The organism is Citrobacter sp. 172116965, from assembly GCF_013458095.1.
Classification (GTDB): domain Bacteria; phylum Pseudomonadota; class Gammaproteobacteria; order Enterobacterales; family Enterobacteriaceae; genus Citrobacter; species Citrobacter braakii.
The window spans coordinates 4,352,435-4,367,914 of record NZ_CP046673.1 but is presented as its reverse complement, the minus strand read 5'-3'; the positions used below and the strand labels follow the sequence as shown (position 1 = coordinate 4,367,914).

Below are 15,480 nucleotides of genomic sequence, written 5' to 3'. Positions count from 1 at the left end.
AATGTAATTATTTAAACATTTGGCGTGGATGAACCAGCAATGCACGGTAGTGAGTTTGATTTGGCTTATCGGACAGGACATTAATTTCGACTTTGACTTCTTTTGTTTTGTAGTCAATTTCGTTGATTTTGCCGATGGTTGGCTGTCCAACGTCAAATAAATTAATCGAACCACCAAAGCCAAACATGGTGTCGCGATCTTTTTGATATTCGATAACCGAGGTGATAGGGCTATAAAAATCATAACCGCGCTCTTTTCCGTACTCCCAAATTTGCTGGACGGTCCCTTTTTTCTCGTCAATTTTATATTCGACGAAACGGGAGTATTTCATTGTTGGTAACGCCGGTTGTTCGAGTCCGCGGCCATCGCCGTTGTCAAAAATGGTAAGCGTTCCTTTGCTGGAGAGCCATGCGGTGTGTTGAGTGTAGGTAAAATCAAAATCGGTATTCTCGCACTTGCCATTTTCATCACATTTCAGTGCGTTGCCTTTATCATCAACCGGTTTTAACAGCTTGCTTGCCAGAGCCTTATTCCAGCCTTTAGACGGTGCAAGGATCCACTTCACCTGTTTATCGCGACCGATTTTGACAACCCCTTGATGGCGGGAAGAGATAATGATGGCGTCATCTTTGGCGTCAAAGGCGATGGAGTTAACGTGCGCCCAGTTACGACCAGCACCCACGCCGAGGGCGTCACCGTAGGGGGTATCTGGCTCCAGTTTTGCCTGCTGGCCGGCATGAGCGAGGTCCACGTTGACGCATACCGCGCCCGCATCCAACGCACCCAGCAGTGCATCACGCATCGGATCGAGAATTTTTGTCAGATCCCACACGTCAACAACACGACCGGATTTGTCGACTTCAATAATCTGGTCGCGGATAGTTTGTACGTGAATGCCATCTTCCTTACGATAATCACGTTTACCCACGCGAAGCAGTACGGTGCCGTTCACCGTTTCGACGGACTCATGCGATGCGTCGAGGAATCCGCGCGGCAGCTTATGGTCGGCCAGAATCTGGCCCATCATATCGAACTCATACCAGTGCTGGCCCTGTACGGCGGTGAAGGTGCCGCGCGGTGTCTCCCGTATCCCCATCAGGTAACCGCGCTTGTTGATATCCATGTCATGACCGTCATAGAAAGTGTCCTGATCCAGCCACCAACGATATTCGCCTTCCGTATCAACGACAAAGGTAAAGGGTGCGATATCAAAGGGTAATGCGCCACCGGCCGGACCAGCATCCAGGATACCGGCATTTTTATCTTTTTCACCATGCCAGTGGAATTCTGCGCCCTGCGCGGTAAAGGTGTGGGTATTCACCAGATAGAGACGGTCTTCAAAGCCAGGTGCGACCTTAATAACGTTTGTTTGCTGTAAATCGGAAATAGAACGGTTATCCATGTAGTGATTAACGATGGCAGATGTTTGCACCACGTAATCTTCCTTGATGGCCTTGCCATTTTCTTTATATTCAACAGTGACCTTATTAGCGAACTTTTGATAAAGGCCAAAAATAGGAACCCCATCGTAGGTGGCGAGGGATTCTTTGCCGACGGTATAGGTAATTGGGACTCCTTTTTCACCTTTACCATGAACGGTAACTTTAACATCCGAAATAACGTGACTATCTAATTCAACCAGTGCGGTAAGAGGGGCGTTTCCGTATGGGTCAACGATTATCGCACCCAATTTTCCTGCGGGCTGGGCTGGTTGGAAACCAGCGGCAAATGAATTACCTGCGACAAAGCCAAACGTCAGTGCAAGCGTTCCGGCTAGAAGTGTTTTTCGGTACTGTGTAAACATGGATATATCTCCTTATATTATCTTTAGATATAACAGTGCTGAATATATTATGTTTTTACGATGTGAATATAATAAAAAATGGTATTGCCGATGCTACTTTTATGGTGAATATATTAATATTGATGTGGTGTATTATTTTGCAGGCGCTAATTTTTATTATTTTTTGGATGGTATGAGTGCGTTATTTTAAGGGCAATATTTATTATTGCGCAGTGTGATCTTGTCGACATTGTTTTATTTTTTATAACGGTGTTAACTATTTGCATAGCTGCTGGTTTATATGATCGAAATCATATATTTGTTTCTGGAATATGCCACTATAGGAGTATGTCAGAATAAGGTTGTGTAAAATTTTAACGTTAAATGTTTAATGATGTTAAATTTTAAGGGTAAAAGAATGTTTATCGCCTGGTACTGGATTGTATTAATTGCACTCGTTGCAGTTGGTTATTATTGCCATATGAAGCGTTATTGTCGGGCATTTCGGCAAGACCGGGATGCTTTACTCGAGGCGCGAAACAAACTCTTCCGTCGTTCTGGCGAAGATAACAGCGCGGTTAAGGAACAGGAATAGTCCTTCACGTTCTGCTATGGATGAGCGGATGCTGTAAATTAGCAGGGTGGCATCCGCCCTCTGAATTAGCCGATCCCCATGGACTGGAGGATGACAAGACTTAACCCCATCACCGACATTCCACAAAGTACCCCATAGCTGGGATTATTATTCGGGTCGATCTCTTTTGCCAACGGCATTAGCTCATCGACGGACAGCGCCACCATAATTCCTGCGACTGCTGCCATTATTGCCGCCATCACTACCGGTGAGATCAAGCTTCCCAGAATTAACCACGCCAGTACGCCGCCCAGGATTTCCGCCATGCCCGAGATCCCGGCCCAGAATATCGCCGTACGTTTGGAGCCCGTGGCTGCATAGACTGGACCCGCAACGGCTAATCCTTCAGGAATATTGTGTAATGCGACGGCAAGGGCAATACCAAAGCCCAGCTCGAGATTGCTGCTGGCGGTAACAAACGTCGCTATCCCTTCCGGGAAGTTGTGCAGGCTAATGCCGAGCGTTAATAAAATCGCGGTACGTTTAATGGAGCCGGGCAGAGGCCGCGTGGTTTTCTGTACCAGATCCTGAGGGTGCGCATGCGGCAATAGGCGGTCCAGGCCAAAGTATCCCAGTAAGCCAACGATAAACATTCCGTAGCCCAATACCGGCGACATACCTTCAGCAGCCAGTGCGGCTGGGAGCATCTCCATCAGTGAGATCAGTAACATAATCCCTGCGGCGAAGCCTAACGAAAAGGCGAGCACGCGGTTGGAGGGTTTTTGCCCTAACACGCCGAGAAATGCGCCGATAAACGTGGCGGCGCCTGCCAGTAAAGTCAGAAGTAAAGGTACTGACATCGACAAATAAAACTCCTTATCAATCTGCTGTCCGGGTCGGATCGTCAAAATAACTGATGATCTTCATCATGGTTATCTGAGTTCTTCATCAGCCGAATAAGCGTATTGTGGTGGTATCAAAATGACTCCCTCAGTAAGGATATCATCATGTCTTCAACTCGTATGCCAGCATTGTTTTTGGGTCACGGTAGCCCGATGAATGTTCTGGAAGATAACGTTTATACCCGCGCCTGGCAGCAACTGGGGGAAACGTTGCCGCGCCCGAAAGCCATTGTGGTGGTCTCGGCGCATTGGTTCACTCGTGGCACGGGCGTGACGGCGATGGAAGCGCCTAAAACAATCCACGATTTTGGCGGTTTTCCGCAGGCGCTGTATGACACCCATTACCCGGCTCCTGGATCACCGGAACTGGCGCAGCATCTGGTTGACTTGCTGGCCCCAGTGCCCGTTACCTTAGACAAAGAGGCGTGGGGTTTTGACCACGGTTCATGGGGCGTGCTGATCAAGATGTACCCGCATGCGGATATTCCGATGGTGCAGCTGAGCATTGACAGTACCAAACCTGCGGCCTGGCATTTTGAAATTGGCCGCAAGCTGGCGGCACTGCGTGATGAGGGCATTATGCTGGTAGCCAGCGGCAACGTGGTGCATAACCTGCGCACTGCGCGTTGGCACGGTGAGAACACGCCATATCCGTGGGCGACCTCATTCAACGAATATGTTAAAGCAAACCTGACATGGCAGGGACCGGTTGAACAGCACCCGCTGGTGAACTATCTCGATCATGAAGGGGGATCGTTATCGAATCCGACACCGGATCACTATCTGCCGCTGCTGTACGTATTAGGTGCCTGGGACGGCAAAGAGCCGGTGACTATTCCTGTTGACGGGATTGAGATGGGAAGTTTGAGTATGTTGTCGGTGCAGGTCGGATGATAAATGCGCCTGATGGCGCTGCGCTTATCGAGCCTACAGTTCGTGCTGTAGGCCGGGTAAGACGCAGCTACCACCCGGCACTCTCAGTCATTCGACAAAAATATGCGGATAGAAACGCGAGAGATCCTGCGTGATCAACGCGCGGTCTTCGCGAATGCCAATGCCAGCTGGTTGATCGTTGATTAGCCAGCTGCCGATCAACATATAGCTGTCGCCAAACTTCGGTAGCTGATGGAATTGCTGCACGATCATACCTTCTTCGCCGTACGGCCCTTCCACTGCTTCGATCGTTTTACCGTTTTCGATAATGGAAACGTTCGCGCCTTCACGTGAGAAGATCGGCTTTACGACGAATTTATCCATCTGAGGATAGTCATCTTCGGCGAAATACGCAGGCAGCAGATTCGGATGATCCGGGAACATTTCCCACAACAGCGGTAATAACGCTTTGTTGGAGATGATGCTCTTCCAGGCTGGTTCCAGCCAGCGAACGCCAGCGTCTTCCAGCTTGGTGGAGAACATTTCGCGCAGCATGAATTCCCACGGATAGAGCTTGAACAGGTTAGCAATGACCTGATCCTGCATATCCGTGAACTGACCTTTTTCACCAAGACCAATATCTTCGACATAGAGGAATTCAGTGGCGATTTCAGCTTCGGCAGCGCAATCCTGCAGATACTGGATCGTTCCGCGGTCTTCCACCGTATCGCGACAACAGGTCAGATGTAGCAACTGAAAACCATACTGCTCACGCAGCTCGGCGAAACGCTCGATCAGCTTTTCCTGCAGACTGTTGAATTGATCGCTGCCTTCCGGCAGGTTGCCTGCATTGAGTTGGTCTTCCAGCCAGATCCACTGGAAAAACGCAGCTTCGTACAGTGAGGTTGGCGTATCGGCGTTGTTTTCTAACAGCTTAGGCTCGCCCGTACCGTCCCACGCCAGATCGAGACGCGAATAGAGCGACGGTTGCTGTGTCTGCCAGGACTGGCGGACAAAGCCCCAGGTATGCTTCGGAATGCGAAACTTGGTCATCAGCTCATCGCTGGCGATGACCCTTTCCACCACTTTGAGGCACATTTGATGCAGCTCTGCGGTGACATCTTCCAGCTTTTCGACCTGAGCAAGCGTGAGCTTATAATACGCATCCTCACACCAGTACGGCTCGCCGTACATAGTGTGAAAGTTGAAACCGTATTCGGTGGCTTTATCGCGCCAGTCCGGGCGCTCAACAATACTGACTCTTTCCATGACGATCAGCCGCCCATTGAACGAGTGGTAGTACCGCTTGCGCTACGCTGCATGGTGCTCTGTTTAGCCACAGATTCGCCAAATCCGCCGCGGGTTACGGTAGAGGTGGTAGCCGGTTTCGGCGCCATGGCGGTTTTCGGTACGGTCATGGTGCGACCCGGCGTTGCGGCGCCGTAGTTTTTGCCGCCAGCATCCGTATATTTGCCGTATGCCGGGCTGGCCGGATTTTTCGAGCTGAACAGCGGCTGCTGAGCGCCCATACCGCCACCCATCATGCGGCCCATCATATAGCCTGCCATCAGCGGCATCCAGAAGCTGCCGCTGCTTTGATTCTGCGCCTGAGCCTGGCCTTCACCGGTCGGCGCCATGCCCGCTTGTGCAGGTGCCTGTTGGCACTGGCCTTCGCCGAATTCAGCGATACAGTCTTCGCGAGTGGCGTATTTTGGCGCGGTGCGTTCAGCTTCTTTCAGCGCATTGTTAAACGCGGTGGTACATTCGGCGCTTTTACCCGGATTAGCTGCAGAGCAGTCGTCCGCGTTCTGATAAAGCGAAACCGTTTCGTCACTCTTTTCACAGCCCGCGAGCATAAAAACAGCGGTAACTGCCAGAGCGACAGGAGTCAGGTGGCGCGCGCTCCAGCTTTTGCGGAACGAGGCGTGATGTATAGATTTTGTCCGTTTCATTTATGTCTTCCAGGACCCAGTGGTAACTCTGCTCAGAATAGAGGATGACTGGTCGAAATTGAAGCGGGAAGAGACGAGAATGCGGAAGAAGGGGCGGATCTTTACGTTGCCTTACGTTCAGACGGGGCCGAAGCCCCGTCATCAGCATCAGTTACGGAACGGGTTGTTACCGTTGCTGCTGGCTGAACGTGCAGCCGTTGGTTGAGCCGCAGGCATATTGCCATTGCTGTTAAAGTCATTCACAGCGGCATCTTGCTGCGGATTTTGCGGCGCTACATTATCCGGAGAAGTCGGGATCGGTTTACCCAGCGTATTATTCAGCGCCACCAGATCCTGCTCGTTCAGCGTACCGAGCGCAGATTTGACGTTAAGCTGGTTGATAAGATAGGTATAACGCGCATTCGCCAGTTGCTGCTTGGCGTTGTACAGCGTGGTGGTGGCATCCAACACATCCACGATGGTACGGGTACCTACGGAATAGCCTGCTTCCATCGCATCTAAAGAGCTTTGGGCAGAGACAACCGCTTGTTTGTACGCGTTAATGCTACTGATAGAAGCATTAATGTTGTTGAACGAAGAACGCACGGTTTGCACCACGCTGCGGTGCGCGCTTTCCAGTTGTTCGCTCGCGCCAACAAAGTTGTACTGTGCTTGTTTCACCTGCGAGTTAACCATCCCGCCCTGGTACAGCGGCAGCGAGAAGTTCAGACCGATTTTGTTCTGGCCCATGTTGCTGTCGTCATACTGGGAGGTGTTGGTTTTCGACCCGTTGTAGGAGGTGTCAGAAACGCCGGTAGAGGCGGTCAAACCCAGCGTCGGCAAGTGACCATCCTGCGCCAGACGAATCTGTTCACGCGCCAGATCCTGGCTCAAACGCGCCTGCAATAATGAGAGGTTGCGGTTTTCTGCTTCTTTCAGCAGCGCGTTCACCGCCTGCGGTTTGTTGGTTTTAAAGCCATCAACGTTCAGCGAAGCCAGTTCCGGGTAGTAGTTACCGGTCACCTGGCGCAGCTGTTCTACCGCGTTGTCGAGATTGTTACGCGCGGTAACTTCGTTCGCCAGTACAGTATCGTATTGTGAACGGGCGTTCTGTACGTCAGTGATGGCGACCAGGCCCACGTTAAAACGCTGTGTGGTCTGATCTAACTGACGATAGACCGCATCTTTCTGTGCCTGAGTGTAAGACAGCACGTCAATCGCGTTCAGTACGTTAAAATAAGCGGTAGCGGTATTCAGGATCAGCGTTTGCTGATCGGTCTGATACGTTACGTCCTGGATGCCTGCTGCTTTTTCTTGCAGCGTCAGGGCACGCCATTTAGACATGTCGAACAGCGTCTGAGTCAATTGTAATGACGCGCTGGTTGCGTTGGAGTTGACGCCATTTGCATCACGGTAGCCATTGCTGTAGGTGTAATCGGCACCTAAACCTAGTTGCGGCAGTAATGGGCTACGCGCTTCGTTAATTTTTTCGAATGCAGCATCGCGATCGGCGGCGGATTTACGCAATTCCGGGTTGCTCAGGCGTGCTTGCTGATAAACCTGCATCAGGTTTTCTGCCTGGCTCAAAGTAGTGAACCCCGACAGGCTCAGGCCGATAAGGATGGGGAGCAATTTCTTCATTTGCATTCCTTGTTGTGAAGCAGTATTTAGCGCTGATCAAATTGTAAAAATATTTGCTGATTCTAGCAGAATCCGCCACTTCAAAAAGTTGGCGTTACGTGCCATACGGCGTTAATTTGCATCAATTTAACACAAGGGCGTTCAAACATCAGTCAAACGACCTTGAAATTCACATTTTAATCACTATTGGTTTCAGGACAGCACAATGCGTAAACCAGACAACTTGCCAATGACTTTCACTAAAAATGATGTAGAAATTATTGCACGAGAAACGCTATACCGCGGTTTTTTTTCACTGGATCTTTATCGGTTCCGCCATCGCCTGTTTAACGGTGGTATGAGCGGTGAGGTAAAGCGCGAAATTTTTGAGCGCGGACACGCGGCAGTCTTGCTACCCTTTGACCCTGAGCGGGACGAAGTTGTTCTGGTCGAGCAGATCCGTATCGCGGCGTTTGATACCAGCGAAAGCCCGTGGCTCCTGGAAATGGTGGCTGGAATGATTGAAGAGGGCGAAACCGTTGAGGATGTGGCTCGTCGTGAAGCGATGGAAGAGGCCGGGCTGGAAGTTAAACGTACCAAGCCCGTTCTGAGCTATCTGGCAAGCCCTGGCGGCACCAGTGAGCGCCTGTCTATTTTAGTTGGCGAAGTGGACGCCACGACCGCGAGCGGGATCCACGGTCTGGCTGATGAAAACGAAGATATTCGTGTTCATGTGGTGAGCCGGGAGCAGGCTTATCAATGGGTTGAAGAGGGGAAAATCGACAACGCGGCTTCTGTCATCGCCTTGCAATGGTTACAGCTGCACTATCAAGAGTTAAAAACTGAGTGGAAAAAATGAAGCGTTACACACCTGACTTCCCTGAAATGATGCGCCTGTGCGAAACCAACTATTCGCAATTGCGCCGTCTGCTGCCGCGTAATGACGCAGCCGATGAAACAGTGAGCTATCAGGTCGCAAACGCACAATATCGGTTAACGATCGTTGAATCGACCCGATACACTACGCTTGTCGCGATCGAACAAACGGCACCCGCGGTCACTTACTGGAGCCTGCCGTCATTGACAGTCCGCCTGTATCATGACGCGAGGGTGGCTGAAGTGTGTTCGAGTCAGCAGATCTTTCGCTTCAAAGCGCGGTATGATTATCCAAATAAAAAGTTGCATCAACGCGACGAAAAGCATCAAATTAATCAGTTTCTGGCCGACTGGTTACGGTACTGTTTAGCACATGGAGCGATGGCGATTCCGGTTTATTAGCGTCGTGAAACCTAAGGACACCATTTGGAAAGCCTGTTAACCCTTCCTTTGGCTGGTGAGGCCAGAGTCAGGATCTTACAAATTACAGACACTCACCTGTTTGCCGAAAAGCATGAAACGCTGCTGGGTGTAAACACCTGGGACAGCTATCAATCCGTACTGGATGCAATACATGCAGAGTCGCCTGAATACGATCTGATCGTCGCGACTGGTGATTTGGCGCAGGACCAATCCGCTGCGGCCTATCAGCATTTTGCTGAGGGCATCGCAAGCTTTCGTGCGCCCTGCGTTTGGCTACCGGGCAATCACGATTTTCAGCCGGCAATGTACAGCGCGCTACAGGACGCGGGGATCTCACCCGCTAAACGCGTCTTTATTGGTGAACAGTGGCAAATCCTGTTGCTGGACAGCCAGGTATTCGGCGTTCCCCACGGTGAATTAAGCGAATTTCAGCTCGAATGGCTGGAACGTAAACTTGCCGATGCGCCTGAGCGCAATACTTTGCTGCTTCTGCATCATCATCCTCTGCCAGCAGGCTGTAGCTGGCTCGATCAGCATAGCCTGCGTAATGCCGCAGAGCTGGATAACGTGCTGGTGAATTATCCTCGTGCCAAGTATTTGTTGTGCGGGCATATTCATCAGGAACTGGATTTGGACTGGAACGGACGCCGCCTGCTGGCGACGCCGTCGACCTGTGTGCAGTTTAAGCCACACTGTTCCAACTTCACGTTAGATACCATCAGCCCCGGCTGGCGGACGCTGGAGCTTTTTGCTGACGGGACGTTGCAGACTCAGGTACGCCGTCTGCAGGGTAATCGGTTCCACCCTGATACCGCTTCAGAAGGCTACTGATGTCTACGCTTCTTTATCTTCACGGATTTAATAGTTCTCCTCGTTCGGCGAAGGCATGTTTGCTGAAAAACTGGCTGGCGGAGCATCATCCGCACGTTGAGATGATCGTACCCCAGTTGCCACCGTATCCGGCCCAGGCCGCAGAGATGCTGGAATCGATCATTCTCGAACATGGCGGAGAGTTGCTGGGAATTGTCGGTTCCTCGCTAGGAGGCTATTACGCCACCTGGCTGTCGCAATGTTTTATGCTGCCCGCGGTGGTGGTGAACCCTGCTGTCCGACCTTATGAACTGCTGGTCGACTATCTCGGTCAAAACGAGAACCCCTACACGGGGCAGCAATATGTGCTAGAGTCACGCCATATTTACGATCTTAAAGTCATGCAGATTGACCCGCTGGAAGCGCCGGATTTGATCTGGCTGCTTCAACAAACGGGCGATGAAGTGTTGGACTACCGCCAGGCGGTGGCGTATTACGCCTCCTGCCGCCAGACAGTTATTGAGGGCGGAAACCACGCATTCACGGGCTTCGAAGATTATTTCAACCCGATTGTCGATTTCCTTGGACTGCACAGTTTCTGACGATCAATTCGAATTGCTTATTTAAACCATGACGCAAACTTATAACGCTGATGCCATTGAGGTACTCACTGGGCTTGAGCCGGTACGCCGTCGCCCGGGGATGTACACCGATACAACCCGTCCGAACCATCTTGGACAGGAAGTGATTGATAACAGTGTGGATGAAGCACTGGCGGGCCACGCAAAACGCGTGGACGTGATTTTACATGCCGACCAGTCTCTGGAAGTTATTGATGATGGCCGCGGCATGCCGGTAGACATTCACCCTGAAGAGGGCGTTCCGGCGGTAGAGCTGATCCTCTGTCGTCTGCACGCAGGCGGTAAGTTCTCCAACAAAAACTATCAGTTCTCTGGTGGTTTACATGGGGTGGGGATCTCCGTGGTCAACGCCCTGTCGAAGCGTGTGGAAGTGAACGTGCGCCGCGACGGGCAGGTGTACAACATCGCGTTTGAGAACGGCGATAAGGTGCAAGATTTACAGGTTGTCGGTACCTGCGGTAAACGCAATACCGGAACCAGCGTGCACTTCTGGCCAGATGAAAGCTTCTTTGACAGCCCGCGTTTTTCCGTTTCGCGCTTAACGCACGTACTGAAAGCCAAAGCGGTGCTGTGCCCAGGCGTTGAGATCACCTTTAAGGATGAGGTCAATAACAGTGAACAGCGCTGGTGCTACCAGGATGGCCTGAATGACTATCTGAGCGAAGCGGTGAATGGCCTGCCGACGCTGCCGGAAAAACCGTTTATCGGTAATTTCAGCGGTGAAACAGAAACCGTGGACTGGGCGCTGCTCTGGCTGCCGGAAGGCGGCGAGCTGCTGACTGAAAGCTATGTGAACCTGATCCCAACCATGCAGGGCGGTACGCACGTTAACGGCCTGCGTCAGGGTCTGCTGGATGCAATGCGCGAGTTCTGTGAATACCGCAATATTCTGCCGCGCGGTGTGAAGCTGTCGGCGGAAGATATCTGGGATCGCTGTGCTTACGTGCTGTCGGTAAAAATGCAGGATCCGCAGTTTGCCGGACAAACCAAAGAGCGCCTCTCTTCGCGGCAGTGCGCGGCATTCGTCTCTGGCGTGGTGAAAGATGCTTTCAGCCTGTGGCTGAACCAGAACGTGCAATCAGCCGAACTGCTGGCTGAGATGGCGATTTCCAGCGCCCAGCGTCGTCTGCGGGCCGCGAAAAAAGTGGTGCGTAAAAAGTTGACCAGCGGTCCGGCGTTGCCGGGTAAACTGGCGGACTGTACCGCACAGGATCTTAATCGCACCGAACTGTTCCTCGTCGAAGGTGACTCGGCGGGCGGATCGGCTAAACAGGCGCGCGATCGTGAATATCAGGCGATCATGCCGCTGAAAGGTAAGATCCTCAACACCTGGGAAGTCTCTTCCGATGAAGTGTTGGCCTCGCAGGAAGTTCACGATATTTCGGTGGCGATCGGCATCGATCCGGACAGTGATGATCTGAGCCAGCTGCGCTACGGTAAGATCTGTATTCTGGCGGATGCGGATTCCGATGGTTTGCACATCGCCACGCTGCTGTGCGCGCTGTTTGTGAAACACTTCCGTACGCTGGTGAAACACGGTCACGTCTATGTGGCGCTGCCGCCGTTATACCGTATCGACCTCGGTAAAGAGGTGTATTACGCGCTGACGGAAGAAGAGAAAGCGGGCGTGCTGGAGCAGTTAAAACGCAAGAAAGGCAAGCCGAACGTGCAGCGCTTTAAAGGTCTGGGTGAAATGAACCCGATGCAGCTGCGTGAAACCACGCTGGATCCGAACACCCGCCGCCTGGTGCAGCTCATCATCGATGACGAAGACGATCAGCGTACCAACGCAATGATGGATATGCTGCTGGCCAAGAAGCGTTCTGAAGATCGCCGTAACTGGTTGCAGGAGAAAGGCGACCTGGCGGATCTCGAAGGGTAATTGACTGTGAATGCCTGGTGGCGCTGGGCTTACCAGGCCTGAGGATTGCAATATAAGCCGGATACGTCTGTTTATGGCGTTATCCGGCAAATCGACAATCTTAAATGCCAGACTCCAGAATACGAATACTCATGTCCAGCACGTCGCCTTTCACGGCTTCGCTATAGGCTTTCATATGCGGTGTCTGCAAATGCGCTTCAAGATGCGCAATGCTTTCCCACTGTTCAACCATCACGATTGAGTCCGGGGCTGTGGTCTGAAAACTGACGCCAGCAGCATGATCGACCATCGGCGCGTAGCCGTGGCAGCCTTCTTCTTTCAATACGGTTGGAACGATTTTAGCGAATTGATCCAGTACCGCCTGGCGGTGATGTTGACCTGGACGTGTACGGATTTCTGCAATAACGGTAAGCATGGTTAACTCCTTCTAATTCCAGGTTACCAGTTAACCAAAAATTTCGCTCAGATGCTTGCGATATTCTGCGATATAACGCGGGACGTCCGGCATTTTAATCACGTCATTGGTGATAAAGGTCGGCAGCGCTTCCATTCCCAGGAACTGGTTTGCTTTATGGAACGGGAGATAAACGCCATCAACGCCAACGCCATGGAAGAACTGATCTTTTTCAGTGAAAGCTTCCATCGGTGCGTTCCAGGTCAGTGACAGCATGTATTTTTTGCCCTGAATCAGCCCACCGGAGCCGTATTTTTTAGACGCATCTGAACGCGTGCGACCATCGCTGGCGTACAGCGTACCGTGACCTTCGGTAAACACGTCATCAATGTATTTTTTCACGGTCCACGGCGCACCCATCCACCAGCCAGGCATTTGCCAGATAACCACATCGGCCCAGACGAAGTTCTGTACTTCATCAGGAATGTCATAGTCGCTGTCGGCGCGCACGATTTTAACATCATGCCCGAGGTCGCGCAGAAGGCCATCCGCGACCTCGGTCAGGGTGTCGTTTAACTGACCGTTGGAGTGGGCGAATTTTTTCGCACCATTGATAATCAGAATGTTGCTCATTTTGTGTCCTCAGGGAAATACGTTTGAAGACGATTTTACCCCTACCAGCGACGCGGTGAAATTAGCAAAATGTGCAAAGTCTTTTGCTATTTGAGCAATAATAACGCAATTACCAACTGACCTTCGCTTCAAAGCCACCTTGCGGAGCGTTGCCAAACGAGGCTGACATTCCATGCAATATTGCGATACGGCGGACAATCGATAGGCCAAGACCGCTGCCGGTCACGCTTTGCCCCGGTGGACGATAAAAGCGTTCCCCGATGTGCGTCAGGACCTCTGGCGCAACGCCAGGACCATTATCCTTGACGCTAAAATTACGGGCGTTGAGCGTCACTTCCACAATGCTACCCCGCGGGCTGTAGCGGATCGCATTATCCAGCAGATTTCGTACCATCAGGCTCAGTAACAGCGGCTGTCCTGTGCGCATGATGTTATGCGCGTTAATCTGCAAACGCACGTCGATGTGCGCCTGCTGGGCCGAATGGTAGATATCCATCACCGCGGATTGCAAAAGCTCCTCCAGCGAGATTTCCGCCACATCCTGAAGATTGTCGAGGGAGTCGAGGCGTGAAAGTGTCAGTAACTGATCGACCAGTCGGGTGGCGCGTTCAATTCCCGCATGCAGCTGTACCAGCGCTTTTTCCCGCGTTTGCGGGTCGTCGTCTGACAGTTGCACCACTTCAGTTTGTACTTTCAGCGCGGTCAACGGGCTGCGCAGCTCGTGGGCAGCATCAGAAGTGAAGCGCCGTTCGCGGACCATCATGGAATGGGTGCGGGTAAACAACTGATTGAGCGATTCAACCAACGGGCGTACTTCGCTTGGCACACCTTTCGGGTCGAGCGGCTCCTCCGATTCCGGTGAGCGCCAGCGCAGAGCCTGCGCCAGTTTTTTCAGCGGCCTGAGTTCACGGCTAATCATGACCACCAGGATTAGCAACATCAGCGGCAGCGCAATCAACCACGGTGTTAACTGGGCGGTGACGATCGACAGCGCCATATCCTCTCGATACTCCCACTCCTGGCCTACCACAATGCGGTATTTGCCGTCAGCGGAATTCAGCCACAGAAAACGCCATGCGTCGTTGTCCCCCTTGAGTTGGCCATCGGTAAAGCCTTCGCGGGTGTAGCTGTAGGGAATGTCCTGGCCGTTGTCGCCATCGTGCAATACCATTTTTCCGTCGATGGTGAAGATGGCAAACGTCAGCGCGTCGTCATCAATATGGCCGTGCTTGAGCTTCTTCGGCGTGCGAGCCATATTGCTTGAGGTGGTGACGTCGCTGATATCCAGCGTACTGAGCCGCTTGGCGAACAGCATCAGTTGGGTATCAAACAGCTCATCGACATTGTCGGTGGTCTGCTTCCAGGCTACAAAGCTGGAAACGGCCCAGGTTGCTGATGCCAGAATCAGAAAAATAAGCGTTAGCCTGACGCGCAGGCTGAGGCGTTGTGTGAGTTTCATGCGTCACCCAGGGTGTAGCCAATGCCATGCACGGTACGGATAAAGTCGCTGCCGAGCTTACGGCGTAAGTGATGGACGTGTACCTCAATCGCATTGCTGGAGACGTTTTCGTCCCAGGTATACAGTTTTTCTTCAATCAGTTTGCGGGGCAGGACGCGACCCTTATTGCGCATCAGCAGTTCCAGTAGAGCGAACTCTTTGGGTTTGAGAGACAAAGGCTCATCTGCCGCCGTGGCAACCAGCGCGCCGGGATCGAGCGTCACATGGCCATGGCGCAATATGTTGCTCGCCTGGCCGCTGGCACGGCGCACCAGCGCCTCCAGCCTGGCGGCAACTTCGATCAGCGCAAAGGGTTTGCACAGATAGTCATCCGCGCCGAGACGCAGACCCTCAACGCGTTCCGCCAGCGCGTCGCGAGCGGTCAGAATCAGCACTGGCTCCTGCTTCCCGTTGGCTCGCCATTCGCGCAAGATCTCCCGTCCGTCGATGCCTGGCAGCGTCAGGTCGAGGATCACCGCATCATAAGGGGCGCTGTAGAGCGCTTCTTTCCCCTGGCGACCCTCGGTAAACCAGTCGATGCTGAAACCCATTTTACTCAGACCTGTTTTCAGGCCGTCGCCGATCAACGTGTCATCTTCGATCAGTAAAATACGCATATGTTCTTCCCTGCAGCCGCTCT

Annotated in this window: 16 protein-coding genes; 7 read left to right on the top strand and 9 right to left on the bottom strand. The window is 52.2% G+C overall.

Annotated features, from left to right (window positions below; genetic code table 11):
- Positions 1 to 7: 7 nt before the first annotated feature.
- On the bottom strand, positions 8 to 1,804 hold the full coding sequence (locus tag GPJ68_RS21215) for an aryl-sulfate sulfotransferase (protein WP_047414040.1): 1,797 nt from the start codon (positions 1,802 to 1,804) through the stop codon (positions 8 to 10).
- Between the two features lie 397 nt (positions 1,805 to 2,201).
- On the opposite strand from GPJ68_RS21215, the gene GPJ68_RS21210 reads away from it, so the two are divergent.
- On the top strand, positions 2,202 to 2,378 hold the full coding sequence (locus tag GPJ68_RS21210) for a hypothetical protein (RefSeq protein ID WP_016154525.1): 177 nt from the start codon (positions 2,202 to 2,204) through the stop codon (positions 2,376 to 2,378).
- 65 nt (positions 2,379 to 2,443) lie between these two features.
- Here GPJ68_RS21210 and zupT read toward each other — a convergent pair whose 3' ends face one another.
- Positions 2,444 to 3,217 (bottom strand): zinc transporter ZupT, encoded by a 774-nt coding sequence (gene zupT, locus GPJ68_RS21205; protein ID WP_016157488.1) that lies wholly within the window; start codon positions 3,215 to 3,217, stop codon positions 2,444 to 2,446.
- A 147-nt stretch (positions 3,218 to 3,364) separates the two neighbouring features.
- Here zupT and ygiD point away from each other — a divergent pair, with 147 nt between their 5' ends.
- Positions 3,365 to 4,153, top strand: coding sequence for a 4,5-DOPA dioxygenase extradiol (gene ygiD / locus GPJ68_RS21200; RefSeq protein WP_016154523.1), 789 nt, complete (start codon positions 3,365 to 3,367; stop codon positions 4,151 to 4,153).
- An 87-nt stretch (positions 4,154 to 4,240) separates the two neighbouring features.
- On the opposite strand, the gene GPJ68_RS21195 is transcribed toward ygiD, so the two are convergent.
- The 3 genes from GPJ68_RS21195 to tolC form a co-directional block, all read right to left on the bottom strand.
- Positions 4,241 to 5,401, bottom strand: a complete 1,161-nt coding sequence (locus tag GPJ68_RS21195; RefSeq protein ID WP_104651866.1) for a glutathionylspermidine synthase family protein — start codon at positions 5,399 to 5,401, stop codon at positions 4,241 to 4,243.
- A gap of 5 nt (positions 5,402 to 5,406) precedes the next feature.
- Complete coding sequence (locus GPJ68_RS21190) at positions 5,407 to 6,084, bottom strand: DUF1190 family protein (RefSeq protein ID WP_016154521.1); 678 nt, start codon at positions 6,082 to 6,084, stop codon at positions 5,407 to 5,409.
- Positions 6,085 to 6,231: 147 nt separating this feature from the next.
- Complete coding sequence (tolC, locus tag GPJ68_RS21185) at positions 6,232 to 7,710, bottom strand: outer membrane channel protein TolC (protein ID WP_104651867.1); 1,479 nt, start codon at positions 7,708 to 7,710, stop codon at positions 6,232 to 6,234.
- A 199-nt stretch (positions 7,711 to 7,909) separates the two neighbouring features.
- Here tolC and nudF point away from each other — a divergent pair, with 199 nt between their 5' ends.
- From nudF to parE, 5 genes are read left to right on the top strand one after another with little or no spacing between them, the layout of a single operon-like run.
- Positions 7,910 to 8,542: an ADP-ribose diphosphatase gene (gene nudF / locus GPJ68_RS21180; RefSeq protein WP_016154519.1), complete on the top strand. Its 633-nt coding sequence runs from the start codon at positions 7,910 to 7,912 to the stop codon at positions 8,540 to 8,542.
- Positions 8,539 to 8,961, top strand: a complete 423-nt coding sequence (locus GPJ68_RS21175; RefSeq protein ID WP_016154518.1) for a DUF1249 family protein — start codon at positions 8,539 to 8,541, stop codon at positions 8,959 to 8,961. Before nudF ends, GPJ68_RS21175 begins: the two co-directional genes overlap by 4 nt.
- 24 nt (positions 8,962 to 8,985) lie before the next feature.
- Positions 8,986 to 9,813 (top strand): 3',5'-cyclic-AMP phosphodiesterase, encoded by an 828-nt coding sequence (gene cpdA / locus GPJ68_RS21170; RefSeq protein ID WP_016154517.1) that lies wholly within the window; start codon positions 8,986 to 8,988, stop codon positions 9,811 to 9,813.
- On the top strand, positions 9,813 to 10,394 hold the full coding sequence (gene yqiA / locus GPJ68_RS21165; RefSeq protein ID WP_180836978.1) for an esterase YqiA: 582 nt from the start codon (positions 9,813 to 9,815) through the stop codon (positions 10,392 to 10,394). Before cpdA ends, yqiA begins: the two co-directional genes overlap by 1 nt.
- A 28-nt stretch (positions 10,395 to 10,422) precedes the next feature.
- The gene (gene parE / locus GPJ68_RS21160; RefSeq protein ID WP_003024571.1) at positions 10,423 to 12,315 is read left to right on the top strand and encodes a DNA topoisomerase IV subunit B; all 1,893 of its coding nucleotides are present in this window, start codon (positions 10,423 to 10,425) and stop codon (positions 12,313 to 12,315) included.
- 100 nt (positions 12,316 to 12,415) lie between these two features.
- Here parE and GPJ68_RS21155 read toward each other — a convergent pair whose 3' ends face one another.
- The 4 genes from GPJ68_RS21155 to qseB form a co-directional block, all read right to left on the bottom strand.
- Positions 12,416 to 12,730, bottom strand: coding sequence for a putative quinol monooxygenase (locus GPJ68_RS21155; RefSeq protein WP_016154515.1), 315 nt, complete (start codon positions 12,728 to 12,730; stop codon positions 12,416 to 12,418).
- A 30-nt stretch (positions 12,731 to 12,760) separates the two neighbouring features.
- Positions 12,761 to 13,342, bottom strand: coding sequence for an NAD(P)H-dependent oxidoreductase (locus GPJ68_RS21150; RefSeq protein WP_016157482.1), 582 nt, complete (start codon positions 13,340 to 13,342; stop codon positions 12,761 to 12,763).
- Between the two features lie 109 nt (positions 13,343 to 13,451).
- Positions 13,452 to 14,801 (bottom strand): quorum sensing histidine kinase QseC, encoded by a 1,350-nt coding sequence (qseC, locus tag GPJ68_RS21145; RefSeq protein ID WP_104651868.1) that lies wholly within the window; start codon positions 14,799 to 14,801, stop codon positions 13,452 to 13,454.
- Positions 14,798 to 15,457 (bottom strand): quorum sensing response regulator transcription factor QseB, encoded by a 660-nt coding sequence (gene qseB / locus GPJ68_RS21140; protein WP_016157480.1) that lies wholly within the window; start codon positions 15,455 to 15,457, stop codon positions 14,798 to 14,800. The genes qseC and qseB overlap by 4 nt, the downstream gene beginning before the upstream one ends.
- Positions 15,458 to 15,480 lie beyond the last annotated feature (23 nt).

Excerpts from the sequence above, each read along its gene's own strand:
- GPJ68_RS21175 (WP_016154518.1), top strand. The coding sequence starts at position 8,539 with ATGAAGCGTTACACACCTGACTTCCCTGAAATGATGCGCCTGTGCGAA.
- GPJ68_RS21210 (WP_016154525.1), top strand. The coding sequence starts at position 2,202 with ATGTTTATCGCCTGGTACTGGATTGTATTAATTGCACTCGTTGCAGTT.
- parE (WP_003024571.1), top strand. The coding sequence starts at position 10,423 with ATGACGCAAACTTATAACGCTGATGCCATTGAGGTACTCACTGGGCTT.
- qseC (WP_104651868.1), bottom strand. The coding sequence starts at position 14,801 with ATGAAACTCACACAACGCCTCAGCCTGCGCGTCAGGCTAACGCTTATT.
- ygiD (WP_016154523.1), top strand. The coding sequence starts at position 3,365 with ATGTCTTCAACTCGTATGCCAGCATTGTTTTTGGGTCACGGTAGCCCG.
- tolC (WP_104651867.1), bottom strand. The coding sequence starts at position 7,710 with ATGCAAATGAAGAAATTGCTCCCCATCCTTATCGGCCTGAGCCTGTCG.
- yqiA (WP_180836978.1), top strand. The coding sequence starts at position 9,813 with ATGTCTACGCTTCTTTATCTTCACGGATTTAATAGTTCTCCTCGTTCG.
- GPJ68_RS21190 (WP_016154521.1), bottom strand. The coding sequence starts at position 6,084 with ATGAAACGGACAAAATCTATACATCACGCCTCGTTCCGCAAAAGCTGG.
- GPJ68_RS21195 (WP_104651866.1), bottom strand. The coding sequence starts at position 5,401 with ATGGAAAGAGTCAGTATTGTTGAGCGCCCGGACTGGCGCGATAAAGCC.
- qseB (WP_016157480.1), bottom strand. The coding sequence starts at position 15,457 with ATGCGTATTTTACTGATCGAAGATGACACGTTGATCGGCGACGGCCTG.
- zupT (WP_016157488.1), bottom strand. The coding sequence starts at position 3,217 with ATGTCAGTACCTTTACTTCTGACTTTACTGGCAGGCGCCGCCACGTTT.
- nudF (WP_016154519.1), top strand. The coding sequence starts at position 7,910 with ATGCGTAAACCAGACAACTTGCCAATGACTTTCACTAAAAATGATGTA.
- GPJ68_RS21155 (WP_016154515.1), bottom strand. The coding sequence starts at position 12,730 with ATGCTTACCGTTATTGCAGAAATCCGTACACGTCCAGGTCAACATCAC.
- GPJ68_RS21215 (WP_047414040.1), bottom strand. The coding sequence starts at position 1,804 with ATGTTTACACAGTACCGAAAAACACTTCTAGCCGGAACGCTTGCACTG.
- GPJ68_RS21150 (WP_016157482.1), bottom strand. The coding sequence starts at position 13,342 with ATGAGCAACATTCTGATTATCAATGGTGCGAAAAAATTCGCCCACTCC.